21 protein-coding genes are annotated in these 19,372 nt (G+C 63.8%); 15 read left to right on the top strand and 6 right to left on the bottom strand.

Going from position 1 to position 19,372, the window contains the following annotated elements; all coding sequences use genetic code 11:
- The 4 genes from XH96_RS12675 to XH96_RS12660 are packed head-to-tail and all read left to right on the top strand — an operon-like array spanning nucleotide 1 to nucleotide 2,685.
- On the top strand, nucleotides 1-738 hold the full coding sequence (locus XH96_RS12675; protein WP_194392795.1) for an ABC transporter permease: 738 nt from the start codon (nucleotides 1-3) through the stop codon (nucleotides 736-738).
- Nucleotides 728-1,468, top strand: coding sequence for an ABC transporter ATP-binding protein (locus tag XH96_RS12670; RefSeq protein ID WP_194392794.1), 741 nt, complete (start codon nucleotides 728-730; stop codon nucleotides 1,466-1,468). Before XH96_RS12675 ends, XH96_RS12670 begins: the two co-directional genes overlap by 11 nt.
- 48 nt (nucleotides 1,469-1,516) lie before the next feature.
- A complete protein-coding gene (locus XH96_RS12665) occupies nucleotides 1,517-2,311 on the top strand; it encodes a pentapeptide repeat-containing protein (RefSeq protein WP_194392793.1) in 795 nt (264 codons plus the stop codon).
- A 26-nt stretch (nucleotides 2,312-2,337) separates the two neighbouring features.
- Complete coding sequence (locus tag XH96_RS12660) at nucleotides 2,338-2,685, top strand: hypothetical protein (protein WP_194394121.1); 348 nt, start codon at nucleotides 2,338-2,340, stop codon at nucleotides 2,683-2,685.
- Nucleotides 2,686-2,707: 22 nt separating this feature from the next.
- Here XH96_RS12660 and XH96_RS12655 read toward each other — a convergent pair whose 3' ends face one another.
- From XH96_RS12655 to XH96_RS12635, 5 genes are all read right to left on the bottom strand, one after another.
- The gene (locus tag XH96_RS12655) at nucleotides 2,708-2,917 is read right to left on the bottom strand and encodes a hypothetical protein (RefSeq protein ID WP_131870918.1); all 210 of its coding nucleotides are present in this window, start codon (nucleotides 2,915-2,917) and stop codon (nucleotides 2,708-2,710) included.
- Between the two features lie 186 nt (nucleotides 2,918-3,103).
- Nucleotides 3,104-3,973: a hypothetical protein gene (locus tag XH96_RS12650; RefSeq protein ID WP_194392792.1), complete on the bottom strand. Its 870-nt coding sequence runs from the start codon at nucleotides 3,971-3,973 to the stop codon at nucleotides 3,104-3,106.
- Nucleotides 3,974-4,195: 222 nt separating this feature from the next.
- Nucleotides 4,196-4,276, bottom strand: coding sequence for a pyrroloquinoline quinone precursor peptide PqqA (pqqA, locus tag XH96_RS12645; protein ID WP_008562446.1), 81 nt, complete (start codon nucleotides 4,274-4,276; stop codon nucleotides 4,196-4,198).
- A gap of 214 nt (nucleotides 4,277-4,490) precedes the next feature.
- Nucleotides 4,491-4,826 carry a hypothetical protein gene (locus XH96_RS12640; protein ID WP_131871029.1) on the bottom strand — a complete coding sequence of 112 codons (336 nt, stop codon included), beginning with the start codon at nucleotides 4,824-4,826 and terminating at the stop codon, nucleotides 4,491-4,493.
- Between the two features lie 139 nt (nucleotides 4,827-4,965).
- A complete protein-coding gene (locus XH96_RS12635; protein ID WP_194392791.1) occupies nucleotides 4,966-5,370 on the bottom strand; it encodes an EF-hand domain-containing protein in 405 nt (134 codons plus the stop codon).
- 342 nt (nucleotides 5,371-5,712) lie between these two features.
- Here XH96_RS12635 and XH96_RS12630 point away from each other — a divergent pair, with 342 nt between their 5' ends.
- From XH96_RS12630 to XH96_RS12615, 4 genes are all read left to right on the top strand, one after another.
- Nucleotides 5,713-7,377 carry a methanol/ethanol family PQQ-dependent dehydrogenase gene (locus XH96_RS12630; protein ID WP_194392790.1) on the top strand — a complete coding sequence of 555 codons (1,665 nt, stop codon included), beginning with the start codon at nucleotides 5,713-5,715 and terminating at the stop codon, nucleotides 7,375-7,377.
- Nucleotides 7,378-7,388: 11 nt separating this feature from the next.
- Nucleotides 7,389-7,745, top strand: a complete 357-nt coding sequence (locus tag XH96_RS12625) for a cytochrome c (protein ID WP_061883475.1) — start codon at nucleotides 7,389-7,391, stop codon at nucleotides 7,743-7,745.
- Complete coding sequence (locus tag XH96_RS12620) at nucleotides 7,742-8,671, top strand: transporter substrate-binding domain-containing protein (RefSeq protein WP_194392789.1); 930 nt, start codon at nucleotides 7,742-7,744, stop codon at nucleotides 8,669-8,671. The genes XH96_RS12625 and XH96_RS12620 overlap by 4 nt, the downstream gene beginning before the upstream one ends.
- A gap of 141 nt (nucleotides 8,672-8,812) precedes the next feature.
- Nucleotides 8,813-9,814, top strand: coding sequence for a tripartite tricarboxylate transporter substrate binding protein (locus XH96_RS12615; protein WP_194392788.1), 1,002 nt, complete (start codon nucleotides 8,813-8,815; stop codon nucleotides 9,812-9,814).
- Nucleotides 9,815-9,874: 60 nt separating this feature from the next.
- Here the strand turns inward: XH96_RS12615 and XH96_RS12610 are convergent, their stop codons facing one another.
- On the bottom strand, nucleotides 9,875-10,843 hold the full coding sequence (locus XH96_RS12610) for a helix-turn-helix domain-containing protein (protein WP_194392787.1): 969 nt from the start codon (nucleotides 10,841-10,843) through the stop codon (nucleotides 9,875-9,877).
- Between the two features lie 514 nt (nucleotides 10,844-11,357).
- Between XH96_RS12610 and xoxF5 the strand changes: the two genes are divergently transcribed.
- The 7 genes from xoxF5 to XH96_RS12575 all read left to right on the top strand — a co-directional run bounded on the left by xoxF5 (nucleotide 11,358) and on the right by XH96_RS12575 (nucleotide 19,255).
- Nucleotides 11,358-13,163: a lanthanide-dependent methanol dehydrogenase XoxF5 gene (gene xoxF5, locus XH96_RS12605; protein ID WP_194392786.1), complete on the top strand. Its 1,806-nt coding sequence runs from the start codon at nucleotides 11,358-11,360 to the stop codon at nucleotides 13,161-13,163.
- A gap of 122 nt (nucleotides 13,164-13,285) precedes the next feature.
- Nucleotides 13,286-13,777, top strand: a complete 492-nt coding sequence (locus tag XH96_RS12600) for a c-type cytochrome, methanol metabolism-related (RefSeq protein ID WP_194394120.1) — start codon at nucleotides 13,286-13,288, stop codon at nucleotides 13,775-13,777.
- Between the two features lie 61 nt (nucleotides 13,778-13,838).
- The gene (locus XH96_RS12595; protein ID WP_061883481.1) at nucleotides 13,839-14,948 is read left to right on the top strand and encodes an S-(hydroxymethyl)glutathione dehydrogenase/class III alcohol dehydrogenase; all 1,110 of its coding nucleotides are present in this window, start codon (nucleotides 13,839-13,841) and stop codon (nucleotides 14,946-14,948) included.
- 33 nt (nucleotides 14,949-14,981) lie between these two features.
- Entirely contained in the window at nucleotides 14,982-15,545 is a 564-nt protein-coding gene (gfa, locus tag XH96_RS12590) for an S-(hydroxymethyl)glutathione synthase (RefSeq protein WP_028177984.1), read from the top strand.
- Nucleotides 15,546-16,173: 628 nt separating this feature from the next.
- Nucleotides 16,174-16,626, top strand: coding sequence for a (2Fe-2S)-binding protein (locus XH96_RS12585; RefSeq protein ID WP_008144235.1), 453 nt, complete (start codon nucleotides 16,174-16,176; stop codon nucleotides 16,624-16,626).
- Nucleotide 16,627: 1 nt separating this feature from the next.
- Nucleotides 16,628-18,940 carry a molybdopterin cofactor-binding domain-containing protein gene (locus tag XH96_RS12580; RefSeq protein ID WP_194392785.1) on the top strand — a complete coding sequence of 771 codons (2,313 nt, stop codon included), beginning with the start codon at nucleotides 16,628-16,630 and terminating at the stop codon, nucleotides 18,938-18,940.
- Between the two features lie 54 nt (nucleotides 18,941-18,994).
- Entirely contained in the window at nucleotides 18,995-19,255 is a 261-nt protein-coding gene (locus XH96_RS12575) for a hypothetical protein (RefSeq protein ID WP_194392784.1), read from the top strand.
- Nucleotides 19,256-19,372 lie beyond the last annotated feature (117 nt).

Raw genomic sequence — 19,372 nt, 5'->3', positions numbered from 1 at the left:
GTGCTGCGTCTTCTCTCGTTCGCCCTGTTCCTCGCAACCTGGTGGACCGCCGCGCTGTTCGTCGGTGGCGCGAAGCTGCCCTCCCCGCCGGCCGTGCTCCAGGTCATGATCGTGGAAGCCTCATCCGGCGCGCTGTTCCTGCATCTGGGCGCCACGCTGGCGCGCGTCACGCTCGCCTTCGTGCTGGCGATGTCGCTCGGCAGCGCGATCGGCTACCTGATGGGCCGGGTGAAGCTCGCCGACCGGCTCGGCGATCCCTGGCTGATCCTGCTGCTCAATTTGCCGGCGCTGGTCGTGATCGTACTGGCCTATATCTGGGCCGGGCTCACCGAGGCCGCCGCGATCGCAGCGATCGCCATCAACAAGCTGCCGACCGCCATCGTCACCTTGCGCGAGGGCGCACGCGCGCTCGACCGCTCGCTCGACGAGATGGCGAGCGTGTTCGCGATGCCGCGCTGGCGCGCCTTCCGCCACGTCGTGCTGCCGCAGCTTGCGCCCTATATCGCGGCCTCCGCGCGCTCCGGGCTGTCGCTGGTGTGGAAGATCGTGCTGGTCGCCGAGCTCCTGGGTCGTCCGAACGGCGTCGGCTTCGAGATCGGCGTCGCCTTCCAGCTGTTCGACACGCCGCGGCTGCTGGCCTACTCCCTGACCTTCGCCGCCGTCGTGCTCGTCATCGAAACCTTGCTGGTGCAGCCGTTCGAAGCCCGCGCAAACCGGTGGCGGCCCCGTGCGGCTTGAGGTCGAGATCACAGGCAAGACCTTCAGGAGTGCTGCGGGCGGAACGCACGAGGTGCTGGCGCCGGTCCGGTTCGCGCTTCAATCCGGAGAGGTCGGTGTGCTGATTGGGCCGTCCGGCTGCGGCAAGAGCACGATGCTGCGCATCATCCTCGGCTTGGACCGCGACTTTGCAGGCCGCATCGCGCGACCGCCGGAGGCGCGGATCGGCATGGTGTTCCAGGAGCCGCGCCTGCTGCCGTGGCGCTCGGTCGAGCAGAATGTACGGCTTGCGGCCCCGGAGGTTTCCGACGCGAAACTGTCGGAGCTGTTCCGGATCCTGGAGCTGGAAGCGCATCGCAGCCACTTCCCCGGCGAACTGTCGCTCGGCCTTGCCCGCCGCGTCGCACTCGCCCGTGCCTTCGCGGTCGAGCCCGATCTCCTGGTGCTCGACGAGCCCCTCGCCTCGCTCGACGATGCGCTCGCCGGCCGTCTGCGCGACGAGATCGCAACTCTGGTCGCGAGCCGTCCGATGATGACGCTGCTTGTCACTCACAGTCTCGACGATGCGATCCGGCTCGGCGACCGGCTGTTCTTCTTGTCGCCGCGTCCCGCGCGGATCGTACAGGAGCTTCCAATCGCCATCCCCCGCGCCGCGCGCAGCGAAGCCGAGATTGCGGCGATCAGGACCGAGCTTGCACGGCGCATCCAGTCGGAACAAGGCGGCGTTCACGCCGGGCGGGATGTCTCATAGGCAACCGCGCGAGGCCCGTGCTAAATTGGGTCGCGGCGGAGTCTGCTGATGAAGCGAAGGATCGCCCTGACGGCACTTGGCCTTGCCCTGCTCGCGACAACGACGCGTGCGCAGGACATGATGCGCGATCTCGATCTGACGTCACCCGCCATGGTCTCCGCCGAGATGAGCCGGCAGGAGGTCGAGGCCGCGCTGGCCAAAGCGAGCGCCGGCGCCCCCGCCGATTTGACCGGCAAGCGGTTATCGGGGCTCGATCTCAGTGGTCTCGACCTGGCCAACGTAATTCTCCGTGCGGCTCGGCTCAACAAGACGAAGCTCGCCGGTGCCCGGCTCGATGGGGCGATCCTCGATCAGGCGTGGCTGCTGGACGCAGATCTCACGGGCGCGAGCCTGAAGGGCGCCAATTTGTTCGCGTCACAGATGGCACGTGCTCGCCTCGACGGCGCCGATCTGACTGGTGCGCGCATCACGGCAGATCTCACCGGCGCGAGCATGGTCGGCACGTCGATCGCGGAAGCGCATCTCGGTGCCGACATGCGCAACCAGTCGATGGGGCTGATGCGCGCGGTGCTGAAATCCGCCAATTTGGAACGGCTGAACGCGCGCAACGCCGATTTGTCACGCGTCGACCTTGAATTCGCGGTCCTCAGGGGCGCGGACCTGAGCGGTGCATCGCTGAAAAACGCCCAACTCGGCGGAGCCGATCTGACCGGCGCCATCGTCATCGATGCCGATTTCGACGGCGCCGATCTCGCCTCGGCGAAGCTGATCGCGCCGAACGGCCTTGACCGCGCCAAGAATTTCGACAAGGCAAAGAACCGCGAACGCCTGATCAGGGAATGATGGCGCGCCTGTGGGAGGACTGCCTGATGCGTTGGGTACTGGCATTGATCGCGTTGTCGACGCTTGCCGGCGAGGCCGCCGCACAGACCAAGGGCAAGGGCGTAAGGCTCTGGAACCTGACGACGGAAACGATCTCCGGTTTCCAGCTCGCGCCGGCCGGCAAGTCCGACTGGGGTCCGAACCAGTGCCTGAACGACAAGGACAAGGAGGTCGATCACGACGAGCGGCTGCGCATCACCGGTGTCGAGCCCGGCCGCTATGACGCGAAGGTCAGCTATCCCGACGCGCGGCAGTGCATCGTCCGTGACATCGAGATCAAGGCGGACGCCGTGTTCTCGATCGCCGACAAGGATCTGAAGGACTGCACGAAGTAGCGCTCGAACAGATCCTTGCGCCCTATGCCCTGTCGTTGGGGCGTGGATATTCGCAGCGCCAACGCACCGCCTGCCACTTCGGATGCTCGCTGACCCATTGCGCGATATAGGGCGGCGCGGCCATCACGCATTGGCGGGGCGAGCCGGAATAGTTGAACACCAGATGCTGCTCCTCGCAGGTCGCAGGCGAGAGCACAGCACACACAGTCACCACCAGGTCAATCGGGTTCATGCCGTATCCTCTCGCAAGGGGCGCTGGAGATTAGCACGAAAGATTACGTTGCAAGGAGGGGAAAAGTTTCAGGCGGAGGTCAGAATGGCGGAGGGAACTGCTTCCATCCCTTACTGGCATTGCGACGCAAAACGCCGAATTCTCCAGAGGTCATGACCGGGCTTGTCCCCCATGACGATCTCGCAGCTAGAAGTTGATCCCGAACACCATCCTGGCCTGGTGTCGCTCGAAATTGACGAGGTCCAGCTTGCCGCCCGATCCGGCCGGACGTCCCCAGGCCTGCATGCTCCAGCTCAAGGTCAGCCGCGAGCGCTCGGATAGCTGGAAATATGCGGTGGGGCCGACGAACAGGGCCTGGCCTGCAAATTCTCCGAGGCCGATCCCCTCATATTGCCGGAAATAGCGCAACTCGCCACCGAGCAGCACATTGGGCCGCACGCGCGCCAGGCCGGCAAACGCAGCGCCGATCGTTGAGCTCTTCTCGGATATTCCTCCAACCTCGAGGCGCGCCCATTCCGGTTGGTAGATCAGGTTGATGGCGCCGATGGCGAAGTTCGGGATCAGTTCGCGGTCGAATGCCAGCGTGAACTCGGTGCCGTACATTCGCCCTTTCGCGCCGCTGGTCTCGTCAATGCGGTCGCCGTGCAGTTCGGCAGCGATCGTGAAGCCGAACGGGGCGCGGTCGCGATCGAGCAGGCGATAACGCAGGTCGAGCGAGGCGCCCTGGAAGTTGAACTGGCGGCGGTCGTCGATATCAGGGACGCCGGTGATGTCGTGCAAGCTGGCGGTGCCGCCGAGCTCGATACGAAAATTCGGCAGTGGCACCACCTCGATCTCGACCTCGTGCTCGAGCGCACGATACGCCGCCCCGCCTTTGCCGAAGCGCCCTGTCGTTTGAGTCTGGAATTCGCGCTCGCCGACATTGCCGACATCGGTGCCGATCATGAAGCCGAAAATGTGCTCGGTATCAAAGCCTTCTTCGGCGCTGCTGCGTGCCGGCGCCAGCACGATCGCGCACCCGATCACCATCCAGAACTTACAGGTTCTGCCGCCCATCCCGTGCCCCGAAAGGCGCGCCGCTGCGATGCAGCAGCAACGCTCACCGAGCATCAGCGTAGCACACTGCGGCAGAGCGCGGTCGAGATTTTGGTGGAGACGTCGAGGCCTGCACACGTGCCGCTTCGCGTCCATCGCGAAGCACGATGAGGCCAAGCCGAAATCCGACACTGCCGCGGCTTCGACGGCGCTCGCCATCGAAGCCGCGGCAGGTCGTCAGTCTTACTTGCGCGAAGCGCAGGCGTACATGTTGATTTCCATGCCGACCGGCACTTCCACGATCTTCGGAGCTTTCCAAGCCATTCGGGGTCTCCCAAGGTATTGAGCGCGACATCGCGCGGCGCAAAACGTAGGGCTGCGTCAGATGCAGTTCAAGCCTCGATTGGACTGCCGAGCGTGTCCGTGTCGATTCTTCGGCACTGCATTTCTCTCTCGGACAAAGCCAGTTCCCTCTTGGTCAAGCACGACCAGCGAGACAACAACTTGTGCAACGCACCGCGCGTGATCGACAGCGCCGTTAGCAGCCCTTGTCGGCCATTTCGGTATTCGGCTTGGCGCCTTCGGCGCGCTGGGCCGCGGTCGGCTCACTCTGCATTTGCCGCTGAGCATCCTCGGACGAAGCCGGCGTTTCACCGCTTGCACGATTCATCGTGCTGGTCGGCGGATGCTGGCTGGCATCGCGCGTTGAACTGGACGAGTGCGATTGAGCGGAGCCCACGGTGACCGGACCAGAGCCGGCATCCTTGTCGGTGCTGGCGCTACCGGTGTTGCACGGGCCGGCGACGGCAACGCCGGCGCTCAATGTCAGGATGGCGCAGGCAGCAAGAACGGAACGTTTTGTGTTCATCTGCATCTCCTCTTCGCCTGCCGCGCAGCCCCGGCGCCAGGCAGGACGTTGCGGAGAAAACAGGCCGAGCAGCCCGATGTTCCCGGGCGTCAGGCCGGAATGATCGCAAACACGGCCCTCGTCACGTCAGTTCCGATTGCCCCGCTCACCGTAACAATCGCAGCAGGGTGCGGCCTGCGCGCGAGTTCAGCTCCTTCGCATCCAGCGTTCCGTCCTTGTCGGGATTCGCCGCGTTGAAGCGTTGCTCGACCACGGACAGATATTCGTCCAGCGTAAGCGTCCCGTCGCGGTCAGGATCGGCGGCGGCGAGCTCTTTCGCCGACAACCGTCCGCGCAGTTCGCGCGCATCAAGCGTGCCGTCATGATCGGGATCGAGCTTTGCGAACATTGCGGCGGCCACCTTCTTCACCTCGGCAAGATCGAGCGTGCCGTCATTGTCGGTGTCGAACAACTTGACCGCGTTGCCAGAGGCCGACCACGCCGGACCGGCTGACAATGCAATCGTAAGCGAAAGGGCAAGGGCAAGGGCAATTGAACGACGCGAAATCATCTAGACCTCCCTGACGATGAGCCCCGAATCGACGGGGACAGAAACGACATAAATCCGCAAGCGGGCCTTGGTTCAAGTCCGGACTTGCAACTTGCGCGCACCACAACCCGGGAGAACCCGGCCGTGCGCCCCGGGCCCACCCCGGGACCGCTTCGTAGCGCGGAATTTTCTCAGCGTCTCCGCACAAGTGGAAGTTGCTTTCGTAAGGTTTCCGTAAGGCGACCGACACGCCGCGTCCGACGATATCGGCACGGCACTTACGACTTTCGTATTGACGAGTTTTGCTTTCGGGCGGAGTGTTGCAGTCGCAGCGTCAAAAGGCGCGCATATTGGGAGGAACGGATGAAACGCTTTGCGATGGCCGCAGGCCTCGTCATGCTTGCGTCAACCTGTGCAAATGCACAAACCACCGAGCAGCTGGTCAAGGGCGCGACCGACACGTCGAACGTTCTCAATTATGGAATGGGCTACAATCTCCAGCGGTTCTCGACGCTGAAGCAGATCAACAAGGATACGGTCAAGAACCTCGTCCCGATCTGGAATTACAGCTTCAATGACGACCGTAGCGAGGAATCCCAGCCCATTGTCTATCAGGGCGTGATCTATGTGACCACGCACAATGCGACCATGGCGGTGGACGTCAAGACCGGCAAGCAGATCTGGAAGAGCAAGATCGAATATCCGGCGGAGACGCCGCGAATTGTCTGCTGCGGCATCATCAACCGCGGCGTCGCGATTCATGAGGGCAGGCTGTTCCGTACGACCCTCGATGCCCACGTGATTGCGATCGACGCCAAGAACGGCAAGGAGCTGTGGCGGCAAAAGGCGGCCGACATCAAGGAAGGCTATTCGATGACGGTGGCCCCGCTCGTTGCCGACGGCGTCGTCATCACCGGCATCTCCGGCGCCGAGTTCGGCACAAGGGGCTTCATCGACGGCTGGGATCCGGCAACGGGCAAGCATCTCTGGCGCACCCATTCGATCCCCTCGCCGGACGAGCCCGGCGGCGACACCTGGAAGGGCGACACCTGGAAGCTCGGCGGCGGCTCGACCTGGATCACCGGGTCTTATGATCCCGAGCTGAACACGATCTATTGGGGCATCGGCAATCCCGGCCCGTTCAACTCGGCAGTGCGCCCCGGCGACAATCTCTACACCTGCTCCGTCCTGGCGCTGGATCCCAAGACCGGCAAGATCAAGTGGCACTACCAGTTCTCGCCGAACAATCCATTCGACTACGACGCCGTGGCCGAGATGGTGCTAGCCGATGTGAACGTCGAGGGCAAGCCGACCAAGACGCTGATGAATGCCAACCGCAACGGCTTCTTCTACGTGCTCGACCGCACCAACGGGAAACTGCTCGCGGCCAATCCGTACGTGAAGGTCAACTGGGCGACCGGGATCGACATGAAGACCGGACGTCCGATCGAGACCGACGTTTCCAAGGACGCGCGCGAGGGCAAGAAGGTGACGGTCTATCCGTCCATCCTCGGCGGCAAGAATTGGGAGCCGATGTCGTTCAATCCGCAGACCGGCCTTGCCTATGCCAACACGCTCGCCTTCGGCGGCAGGTACAAGACCGAGCCAGTCACCTATAAGCAGGGTGAATGGTACCTCGGCATGGACCTGACCGACCTCTGGGAATACGGAGACGGGCCGCGCGGCCATCTCAAGGCCATCGACCCCATGACCGGCAAATCGAAATGGGAAGCGCCGAGCGACATTCCGCGCTTCTCGGGCGTGCTCTCGACGGCCGGAGGCGTCGTGTTCTCTGGCGCGCTGACCGGCGAGTTCGAGGCCTTCGACGCCGACACCGGCAAGAAGCTCTGGCAGTTCCAGACCGGCTCCGGCATCGAGGGACAGCCGGTGACCTGGCAGCAGGACGGCGTGCAGTATGTCGCCGTGACGAGCGGCTATGGCGGCGTCTACTCGCTGTTCTCCGGCGACGAGCGGCTTGCCAACGTGCCGCCCGGCGGCTCGCTGTGGGTCTTTGCGGTCAAGCAGTAACCACGGGTACGATGCTGAAAGTGATCTCTCATAAGACGGCGGCGATGATCGCCGCCGTCGCGGTGCTGTCGGTCGCGCTTGCGGCGGCCGGTCGTGCCGATAACAACACCACTGGCAATTCCATGCAGGCGCAGATCGACCATGGCAAGTCGACTTACGCCTCGAAATGCTCGCACTGCCACGGTCCCAATCTGATGAACTCCGGCACCGTCACGCCCGACCTGCGCGCCATTCCCGACGACAAAACGCGCTTCGTCACCACGGTGAAGAACGGCAAGAACAACAAGATGCCACCCTGGGCCGACATTCTCAGCGACGACGAGATCGGGAACCTCTGGGCCTTCGTCTCCAGCCGGAGAAAGCCATGAGACGATGCCTCTCCATCTGGAGCGTTGCCGCGATCCTCGCGGCGGCGCCTCTCGTTGCGGGCGCGGCCGAGGATCCGCTCAAGATCTGTCTCGACGAGGACCGGCCACCGCTGTCGGTGCATCGAAAGGGCAAGCCGGATGCCGGCTTCGACGTGCTGCTGGCGCGCGCCGTGGCCGAACGCCTGCGACGGCCGCTCGCGATCCAATGGTTCGAGAGTAGGCTCGATGAGGATTCCAGCCCGCAGCTCGAGGCCAATGCGCTGCTCTCGGATGGGCGCTGCTCGCTGGTCGGCGGCTATGCGCTGACGCAGGACTCGCTGGTCGTGCCCGGGATGAAAACGGCGCGCCTGCCGGACTTCGCGGGGGCCACACGCGACGATCGGCGGCGCCGCGTCCCGCTGGGCATGCTCGCGCCAAGCCAGCCTTACATCTATTCGCCGATGACGGTGGTGCTCGGGCCGAAGGCCCGCGGCCGCAAGATCGGCGACATCGGCGATCTCGCCGGCCTTCGTCTCGTCATCGAAAGCGGGTCGCTCGGCGACGCCGTCCTGATGAGCTTCGACAAGGGCCGACTGATCGACAGCATCACCCATCTCGTCCCCGGTCGCGACGACCTCCTCGGCGCGCTCCAGCGCGGCGACCATGACGCGACTCTGATCGATCTTGCCCGCTTCGACGCCCATCGCGCCGCGCACCCCGACACGGCGATCACGGCGTCCGGCTACTACTATCCGATCGGAGCCAATCGCGGCTATGTCGGGCTCGCCAGCGATGGCGCGCTGATCGAGGCCGTCAACAAGGCGCTCGGCCAGCTTGCTGCCGATGGCAAGATCGCCGAATTCGGCAAGCAGGCCGGCCTCACCTATCTGCCGCCGCGGGAGCCAGCGATTCTGGGCGACGTCTGGACGCAAATCATTCAGCGGTGATTGCAAGGGCGCTGATGTCCCGGCCGGCACGCAGTGACGCCTGCGCGCTGCGCACGCATCATGCGCCAATCTGTCTCGCCTGCCGGCCATGCCCGGCGCCAGCCTGATGCAGTAGGTTCCGCAGAAATCCGGGAGAGAATCATGTCCGCCAAACTCGATCGCCGCCACTTCATCGCCGCCGGTACCACTGCACTGGCGATGCCATTCGTCGTCCGCGGCGCCGCGGCGCAAGGCGCATCACAAGGTACCTGGCCGGCGCGGCAGATTCGCATGATTTGCAGCTATCCCGCCGGCGGACAGACCGACCTGCTCGCGCGCGCCTATGGCGAATTCATCTCCAAGCAGGTCGGCAAGACCGTCGTCGTCGAGAACAAGCCCGGCGCCTCCGGCGCGATCGGCACGGCGGAGGTCGCCCGCGCCGAGCCCGACGGCCACACCATCCTGTGCTCGATCTCGACGACCTACATCATGAACCGGGTGGTGATGAAAAATCCCGGCTACGACATGGACAAGGATCTGACGCTCGTCAGCGTCATTCCCGGCGCCGGCCTGCTGCTGGTGGCGAACCCGAAAACCGGGGTCAAGACGCTGGAAGATTTCGTCGCCTTCGCGCGCAAGAGCGGCAAGGTGAACTTCGGCACCTACAGCGCGGGCTCGGCTCCCCACATGACGATCAACGAGCTCAACAAGCAGTACGGCCTCAATATCGAGCCGATCCATTATCGCGGCGAAGCGCCGATGTGGACGGGCATGCTCGAGGGCACACTCGATGCCGCCATGGGCAGCTACACGGCCGCACAATCGGTGCTGCAAAGCGACCGCGGCACCGTCTTCGCCGTGCATTCGAAGAAGGTCGACGCGATCCCGAACGTGAAGACGCTGCCCGAACAGGGCGCGACCTCGAAGTTCTTCACGGTCAGCGGGTTCACCGGATGGGCCGTGCCAAAGGCAACGCCGCAACCGGTGGTCGATCGCCTTGCCGAGCTCTGCGTCGCCGCCAACGGCGATCCGAAGGTGAAGGAGGTTCTCGCGACCTTCGTGCTCGAGCCCGCGATCGGCTTCAAGGAGACCAACGCGCTGTACCAGCGTGAGCTGCCGATCTGGATCGAGAGCGCGAAGTCGTTGGGTCTCGAGCCGGCCTGACCAGACAGCCGGCGCGCATCAGGAGGATGGCCTCTCCGGCCGCCCTCTTAAAAACCATGCCTAATGTTCGCCCGAGGCCAGGGTACCCTGCTGCGACTTATGGATCGAGGACGGCACCACGCCGAAATATTTCCGGAACACCCGGCTGAAATGCGATGAGCTGGAGAAACCCCAGGAGAACGCGACGTCGGTGATGGTCTTGCCGGCGTGGGCCTCGAGTTCCTGGCGGCAGTTCTGCAACCGGGCCTGCCAGATGTAGTCGCTCACCGTGGTGCCGCGTTCCGAGAACAGCATGTGCAGGTAGCGCTTGGAGCAGCCGAGCTCGGCCGATATCTGGTCGATGCACAGATCCGGATCGCGCAGGTGCTCGCGGATGAAGAACTGCGCGCGCACATACATCGCTTCGGGTCCGACACGATCGAACATCGTGTCGGCTTCACGCAGCGGCAGCAGCAACAGGTCGATCAGCGAATCGGCCACGCCGACCGCGCTGTTCGCCGATAGCTTCGCCGCCTCGTCGAAGGTCGCATGGACGAAATCGTGGGCGATCCGCCCTGTGCCGGTCTTCGCCGACAGCTTGCACGCGGGCATCCGCTGCGAGGGGAACCCGCGGTCGCGCAGCAGCGCCTTCGGCACGATCACCACGTCGTGACGCGTGAAGGCCGGGCTGATGATCGAATGCGGGCAGGAGACATCATAGGCGATAATGTCGCCCGGGTTGATTTCGATGTGACGGCCTTCTTGTTCGAAATAAGACACCCCATAGGTCTGGAAGTGGATTTTTATGTAGGGGTGCTCATTGGCCTTGGCGCGCGCCAGCGTATGCGCGATGCGATGCTGGCTGACCTCGATCTGGCAGAGCTTCAGACGCGAGACGCTCGTGTAATCGATGCGGCCTTCGAGCGAGGACGCCTCCAGCGGATCGACGTCGAAATGCCCACACAGGCTCGTCAGCCCGTCGATCCAGCTTTGGATCTGGCGCTTCGGCGTCATACCGGTCGTCGAGAGCGTGTGAATGGTGTCGGACATTAATCCAGCCACTGGTTTGATCCGGAGATTCGACGCGAATCGCAACCAGCGCTGCCGGAGCCCTCAGCCGTGATTGCGTGACGTTTACCTCGAATTTGAGCGGTCTCTTGGCACGAGCGCCATTGTGCCATTGCCACTCTTGAAAGTTAATCCTCCGCCTTAGTTGCAGCGCCGTCAAGGGGAACCTGAGCGCTGAGGGAGCGGTCAAGGGGGTGCGGAAGCCGCTGAATTCGCTACTGCAAAACAAAATCTTCGCGTCCGTGCGCTGTCGAGCAAACCGGCTTCTCTCTTGGGCAAGTTTCCCGATGACGAAGCCGTTAGGGATTGCGGCAGGAACAACAAGAACGGGCCGCTCCTGCACGTGGACCCGTGGCTCTCATCAGGAGGAGGAAACAGAACAGCATTCGTTTCTGGTCCCAACCGTGACCGCCCTGCACGAGCAGACGCCGGACGAGAAGCCCGGCGATTGAGCAATGCTTCGGAAACAATAAACGAGACCAACGGAGGAATGACTATGCGCAAGGTGCTACTGGCGACCTATATCGGCTCCGCGGCGGCTCTCGCCGTCGGCAGCGCCTCAGCCAACGACGAGCTGATCAAGATGTCGCAGAACCCGAAGGACTGGGTGATGCCGGCGGGCGACTACGCCAACACCCGTTACTCCAAGCTGAACCAGATCACCGCCCAGAACGTCGGCAAGCTGCAGGTGGCCTGGACGTTCTCGACCGGCGTGCTGCGCGGCCATGAGGGCGGGCCGCTGATCATCGGGAACATGATGTACGTCCACACACCGTTCCCGAACAAGGTCTATGCAATGGACCTTTCGCAGGAGAACAAGATCGTCTGGAAATACGAGCCGAAGCAGGATCCGAACGTCATCCCGGTGATGTGCTGCGATACCGTCAATCGTGGCTTAGCCTACGGCGACGGCAAGATCATCCTGCATCAGGCCGATACCACTCTCGTTGCGCTCGACGCCAAGACCGGTCAGGTCGCATGGTCGGCCGCCAACGGTAATCCGGCAAAGGGGGAGACCGGCACTTCCGCGGCCCTGGTCGTCAAGGACAAGGTCATGGTCGGCATCTCCGGCGGCGAGTTCGGCGTGCAGTGCCATCTCACCGCATACGACCTCAAGACGGGCAAGCAGGCCTGGCGCGCCTTTTCCGAAGGTCCGGACGACCAGATCAAGGTCGATCCCGTCAAGACGACGGCGCTCGGCAAGCCGGTCGGCCCGGATTCGTCGCTGAAGACCTGGCAGGGCGATCAGTGGAAGATCGGAGGCGGCTGCACCTGGGGCTGGATCTCCTACGATCCCGCTCTGAACCTCGTCTATTACGGGTCGGGCAATCCCTCGACCTGGAACCCGAAGCAGCGTCCCGGCGACAACAAGTGGTCGATGACGATCTTTGCGCGCGATGCCGACACCGGCATGGCGAAGTGGGTCTACCAGATGACGCCCCATGACGAATGGGACTATGACGGCGTCAACGAAATGATCCTCAGCGACCAGCAGATCAATGGTCAGAACCGCAAGCTGCTGACGCACTTCGACCGCAACGGCCTCGCCTACACCATGGACCGCGAGACCGGCGAACTGCTAGTGGCCGAGAAGTACGACCCGAAGGTGAACTGGACCAGCGGCGTCGACATGGACAAGAACTCGCCGACCTACGGCCGTCCGAAGGTCGTCGCTCAATACTCGACCGAGCACGGCGGAGAGGACAAGAACACCAAGGGCATCTGCCCGGCCGCGCTGGGCACCAAGGACCAACAACCGGCAGCATACTCGCCGGACACGCAGCTGTTCTACGTTCCGACCAATCATGTCTGCATGGACTACGAGCCGTTCAAGGTGAGCTACACCGCGGGCCAGCCCTATGTGGGCGCGACGCTCTCGATGTACCCGCCCCCGGGTGAAAGCCACATGGGCAACTTCATCGCTTGGGACAACAAGACCGGCAAGATCATCTGGTCGAACAAGGAGCAGTTCTCGGTCTGGTCGGGTGCGCTCGCAACGGCAGGCGGCGTCGTGTTCTACGGCACGCTCGAAGGCTACCTGAAGGCGGTCGACGCCAAGTCCGGCAAGGAGCTCTACAAGTTCAAGACTCCCTCGGGCATCATCGGCAACGTCACCACCTATGAGAACAATGGCAAGCAGTACGTTGCCGTGCTCTCCGGCGTCGGTGGCTGGGCCGGCATCGGCCTGGCGGCAGGTTTGACCGATCCGACCGCAGGTCTCGGCGCAGTCGGTGGTTACGCGGCCCTCAGCAACTACACGGCACTCGGCGGTACGCTGACCGTGTTCTCGCTGCCGAACTAGGCCTCGCTCTACATCGCTCCGGCGCGTGGATCAACTCCACGCGCCGGCTCGTCTCCCACCGGGTCCCACCGGGCTCCTCGAGGAAAAATCTCTTGCGTAAAATCTGCTCTGTCATTGCTGCGATGATCTTGGTTGCGTCCGGAGGAATTGCGGTCGCGGACGGTCCGGGCGACCCCACCGCAGTGAAAAAGGAAGACGACGGAAAGTGGCTCGATAAGGAAGGGATTCCGACCTACAAGATTTCGGCCGACGGCACCGTGGACTGGTTCACCTATTCCGGATACCGCCGCTATCATTCCGACTGCCACGTCTGTCATGGCCCCGACGGCATGGGCTCCACCTACGCGCCGGCACTGAAGGATTCCGTCAAGAGCATGAGCTATGGCGACTTCCTGGGCGTGGTCGCCTCCGGCCGCAAGAACATCTCGACCGCGCAGGAGAACGTTATGCCTGCTTTCGGCGACAACCCGAACGTCGCCTGCTACATGGACGACCTGTACGTCTATCTGCGCGCCCGCTCCACCGAAGCATGGGGCCGGCAGCGTCCCGCCAAGAAGGAGGAGAAGACAGAGGCGTACAGAAAGGCGGAAGACGCCTGCATGGGCAACAAATGAACGTTACGAGGACTGCCGAGACCACCTCTTGGCGTCCTATGAGAATCTGAGGAGTCTTACGATGAAAACACGTGCCGCCGTCGCCTTCGAGGCCAAGAAGCCGCTCGAAATCGTCGAAGTCGATCTGGAAGGCCCAAAGGCCGGCGAGGTCCTGGTCGAGATCAAGGCCACGGGCATCTGCCATACCGACGCCTACACGCTCGACGGCTTCGACAGCGAGGGCATTTTCCCGTCGATCCTGGGGCATGAGGGCGCGGGCATCGTCCGCGAGATCGGCCCGGGGGTGACCTCGGTGAAGCCGGGCGATCACGTCATCCCGCTTTACACGCCGGAATGCCGGCAGTGCAAAAGCTGCCTCAGCCGCAAGACCAATCTCTGCACCGCGATCCGTGCGACGCAGGGCAAGGGCGTGATGCCTGACGGCACCAGCCGTTTCTCCTACAAGGGCAAGCCGATCTACCACTATATGGGCTGCTCCACCTTCTCGAACTTCACCGTGCTGCCCGAGATCGCGGTCGCCAAGATCCGCGAGGACGCGCCGTTCGACAAGAGCTGCTACATCGGCTGCGGCGTCACCACCGGCGTTGGCGCCGTGGTCAACACCGCCAAGGTCGAGCCCGGCGACAACGTGATCGTGTTCGGCCTCGGTGGCATCGGCCTCAACGTGATCCAGGGCGCCAAGATGGCGGGCGCCGACAAGATCATCGGCGTCGACATCAACGATTCCAAAGAGGAGTGGGGCAAGCGGTTCGGCATGACCCACTTCGTCAATCCGAAGAAGGTCACTGGTGACATCGTCCAGCACCTCGTCGGCCTCACCGATGGCGGCGCCGACTACACGTTCGACTGCACCGGCAACACCACGGTGATGCGCCAGGCGCTGGAAGCCTGCCATCGCGGCTGGGGTACCTCGATCATCATCGGCGTCGCCGAAGCCGGCAAGGAGATCGCCACCCGCCCGTTCCAGCTCGTCACCGGACGCAACTGGCGCGGCACCGCCTTCGGCGGCGCGCGCGGCCGCACTGACGTGCCGAAGATCGTCGACTGGTACATGAACGGAAAGATCCAGATCGATCCGATGATCACCCACGTGCTCAAGCTCGAAGAGATCAACAAAGGCTTCGATCTCATGCACGAGGGCAAATCCATCCGTTCAGTCGTCGTGTTCTAGCTCGAAAGACATCACACCAAGGAGGATCGACCCATGACTGTTGCACTCCATCCCTCGATCGACAACGGCATCAAGCAAGGTAGCGGCAACTTCGCCGGCGGCACGCTGGTCTGCAAATGCACGGACCATCCGGTCAAGGTCGGCATCAAGGGAGACGTCGCCCACAACCACGCCTGCGGCTGCACCAAGTGCTGGAAACCGCAGGGCGCGACCTTCTCCGTCGTCGCCGTGGTGCCGCGCCAGAACGTCACCGTGCTCGAGAACGGCGACAAGCTCCAGATCGTCGACCCCTCGGCAGTGATCCAGCGCCACGCCTGCAAGGCCTGCGGCACGCACATGTACGGCCGCATCGAGAACAAGAACCACCCGTTCTACGGCCTCGACTTCATCCATCCCGAACTGTTCCAGGAGCAGGGCTCGCAGGCGCCGCAATTCGCCGCCTTCGTCTCCTCGGTGATCGAATCGGGCGTGAAGCCCGAGCAGATGGCAGGCATCCGATCGCGACTGAAGGAGATCGGGCTCGAGCCCTATGACTGCCTGTCGCCGGCGCTGATGGACGCGATCGCGACCCATGTGGCGAAAGCCAAAGCCGCCTGAGAAGGCCGCCTGAGCGGAGCCGCCGAACCTTCGCCGGTCCCTCCATCCGCTCGCTGGCGCCTGCCGTTGCCAGCGAGCCGGACCGGTCGCCGTCCCGGGACCAGCGCGGCGATGCCGCCGCTTCTGCACCAGACATGTATGAGGCCATCAGTTCCTCAGTCCTGGTCTCTGAATGACTGCGCAGGGCCGCCCGCTTCCCGCTTGAAGCTCGGGGAGCCTGTGTTTCTCCCTCCCTCGACTGAGGCATCCTGCTTCGTCCGCGCAGTTCCTGGCGGACGAAGCTTTTTTGCTTGGGACCGTTGCAGAGGCGCGCAGCGCGATGACCGCGCCCTGCTTTTGACAAACCACCGATGCAATCTTTTCCCGGTGAGAACACTCGGCTGTGAACGCCGGGTCGGAGCGATCCCTGCTAGGGTCGCGCCGTCACGATGCTGCGCGAAGTACAATCAATCAAGAAGAAGACGGGAGTATCGAGCAAATCCAGACATCGCTATCCGCGCTCCTGCCTCCCTCCGGGATTTGCCCGCGCGGGACGACGGCGGAATGCGGCGAGACGACGCACGAACCGTCGCCGACCGGCGTCGGCGGACTTTGAATTTGGCATGCTTATGAAGAGCGAGGCACGATCATGATCAAGGTGAAGATCAACGGCCAGGAACAGAGCTGGGACGGCGACCCGGATCTCCCGCTACTCTGGTTCCTGCGTGACGAGGCCGGACTGACCGGCACCAAATACGGCTGCGGGCAAGCCCTGTGCGGCGCCTGCACCGTCATCGTCGACAAGGAGGCCGTGCGCGCCTGCATCACGTCCATCAACGACGTCGCCGGACGCGAGGTCACCACGATCGAGGGATTGCATCCCAACGGCGATCACCCGGTGCAGAAGGCCTGGCGCCAGGTCAACGTGCCCCAATGCGGCTTCTGCCAGGCCGGCCAGATCATGCAGGCTGCAGCCCTCCTGATGGACAACCCGAAACCCTCGCATGACCAGATCCGCGAGGCGATGTCGGGCAACATCTGCCGCTGCGGCTGCTATCAGCGCATCGAGAACGCCGTCCATCTCGCATCGACGGGAGTGTGACATGAACTTCATCGACCATCCCCGCAAGCTTCGCGGCTTCGAGAAGCATATCAGGGTCGAGAAGGTCTCGCGCCGCAGCATCCTGAAGGGGCTCGGCGTCACCGGCGGCTTCGTCCTCGCCGCCCCCGTGATGTCGCGCCAGGCGCTCGCCTATGAGACCGGTGCCGGCCAGATGCCGCACGGTGTCGTGGTCGATCCGCGCGTGTTCGTTTCGGTCGCCCCGGATGGCATCGTCACCATCATCGGGCACCGTTCGGAAATGGGCACCGGCGTGCGCACCAGCCTGCCGCTGATCGTGGCCGAGGAGATGGAAGCCGACTGGTCCAGGGTCAAGGTGCAGCAGGCCCATGGCGACGAGGTCAAGTTCGGCAACCAGGACACCGACGGCTCGCGCAGCACGCGGCACTATCTGATGCCGATGCGCCAGATCGGCGCCTCCGCCCGCACCATGCTGGAGCAGGCTGCTGCGAAGCGCTGGGGCGTGCCCGCGACCGAGGTCAAGGCGGTCAACCATGAGGTCGTCCACAGCGCCAGCGGCCGCAAGCTGGGTTTCGGCGAGCTCGCCGCGGACGCAGCCAAGGAATCGGTGCCGAGCATCGAAGGTCTCAAGCTGAAGGATGCCAAGGACTTCCGCTATCTCGGCAAGGGGCAGGTCGGCATTGTCGATCTTCACGACATCACCACCGGCAAGGCGCTTTACGGCGCGGACGTCCGCTTGCCCGGCATGAAGTATGCCGTGATCGCGCGCCCGCCCGTCACGGGCGGCAAGCTGGTCTCGTTCGATCCGGAGGCGGCCCTCAAGATTCCCGGCGTCGAGAAGGTGATGCAGGTGCGCGGCTGGCCGTGGCCCTCAAAGTTCCAGCCGCTCGGCGGCGTCGCCGTGATCGCGCGCAACACCGGCGCGGCGATCAAGGGCCGCGACGCGTTGAAGCTGGTATGGGACGACGGTCCGAACGGCAAATACGACTCCGTCGCCTATCGCAAGGAGCTCGAGGAGGCCTCGCGCAAGCCCGGCCTCGTCCTGCGCAAGGAGGGCGATGCGGACGCCGCCCTAAAGGGGGCCGACAAGGTCATCGTCGGCGAATACTACATCCCTCATCTCGCCCATGTCGCCATGGAGCCGCCGGTCGCGGTTGCCAACGTCAAGGGCGACAAGGCGGATATCTGGGCGCCGGTGCAGAGTCCCGGCGGCACCCGCGAGGACGTCGCCAAGACGCTGGAGATCCCCGAAGGCAACGTCACCGTCAACGTGACGCTGCTCGGCGGTGGTTTCGGTCGCAAGTCGAAATGCGACTTTGCGCTCGAGGCCGCCCTGCTGTCCAAAGAGCTCGGCGCGCCGGTGAAGGTGCAGTGGACACGCGAAGACGACCTCCACAACGGCTTCGTGCACACCGTCTCGGTCGAGCGGATCGAGGCCGGTCTCGACAAGAGCGGCAAGGTGATCGCCTGGCGCCACCGCAGCGTGGCTCCCAGCATCGCCTCGACCTTTGCCGCCGGCACGGTGCATCAGGCCCCGTTCGAGATCGGCATGGGCCTTGTCGATATGCCGTTCGAGATCGCCAACATCTCCTGCGAGAATCCGGAAGCAGCCGCGCACACCCGCATCGGCTGGTTCCGTTCGGTCTCGAACATCCCTCGCGCCTTCGCGGTGCAATCGATGGTCGGCGAAATCGCGCAGGCGACCGGCCGCGACCAGAAAGACATGCTGCTCGAGCTGATCGGCTCGCCCCGCATCGTCAAGCCGAACGTGAAGGACCTCTGGAACTATGGCGAGCCCCAGGACAGCTACCCGATCGACACCGCGCGCCTGCGCAAGGTGGTCGAGCTGGTCGCCGAGAAGGGGGAATGGGGGCGCAAGTTGCCGAAGGGCCACGGTCTCGGCATCGCCGTGCACCGCAGCTTCGTCAGCTACATCGCGACCATCGTCGAGGTCGCCGTCGACGACAAGGGCAAGCTGACGGTGCCGCGGGTCGACACCGCGATCGATTGCGGCACCTATGTCAACCCCGAGCGCATCGCCTCGCAGATCGAGGGCGCGGCGATCATGGGCCTGAGCCTCGCCAAATACGGCGAGATCACCTTCAAGGACGGCAAGGTGCAGCAGAAGAATTTTGACGACTTCCAGGTCGTCAGGATCGACGAATCTCCTGCGGTGACCAACGTCTACATCGTGCCGCCGGGACCCGCCACGCCGCCGAGCGGCGTCGGCGAGCCCGGTGTTCCCCCGTTCGCGCCGGCCCTGATCAACGCGATCTTCGCGGCGACGGGAAAACGCATCCGCTCGCTTCCGATCGGCAAGCAATTGGAGGCGTGAGACGGAACGCAAGCGGCCTCGCGCCGTTTGCATCGATCTGACAGGAGCAGATCGATGACCAACATATCAAGGGCGCTCGCAGTCTCGTTGCTGTCGGGCGCCTTTCTTTTGACCGCCGCGGGCGCATTCGCCCAGGGCAACACGACGCCGCCGACAACGGCCACCCGCCCCGCCACGCCGGACCAGACGTCGCTTCCCAACGCCAATGCCCCGCCCGCCTCCACCACCCAGACCACCGGGCAGCACAATCCCGATCCGAAGGTTCAGGAAATGAACCAGAAGGAGAAGGACAAGGTCGAGCGCCAGGGGAAGTAGCGAGGGCCTTGCGTGCACACCATCATGGCGACCACTGTCGGCGGTGCCGGTTGATGTGCCCTCTCCCCCTTTGGGAGAGGGCAGCGACGCGGGTTACTACGAGCTTGCTTGGGTGAG

Origin of the sequence: Bradyrhizobium sp. CCBAU 51765 (genome assembly GCF_015291725.1) — a bacterium.
Classification (GTDB): Bacteria; Pseudomonadota; Alphaproteobacteria; order Rhizobiales; family Xanthobacteraceae; genus Bradyrhizobium; species Bradyrhizobium liaoningense.
The sequence above is the reverse complement of the archived record's forward strand: the minus strand, read 5'-3'. Positions and strand labels throughout refer to the sequence as shown.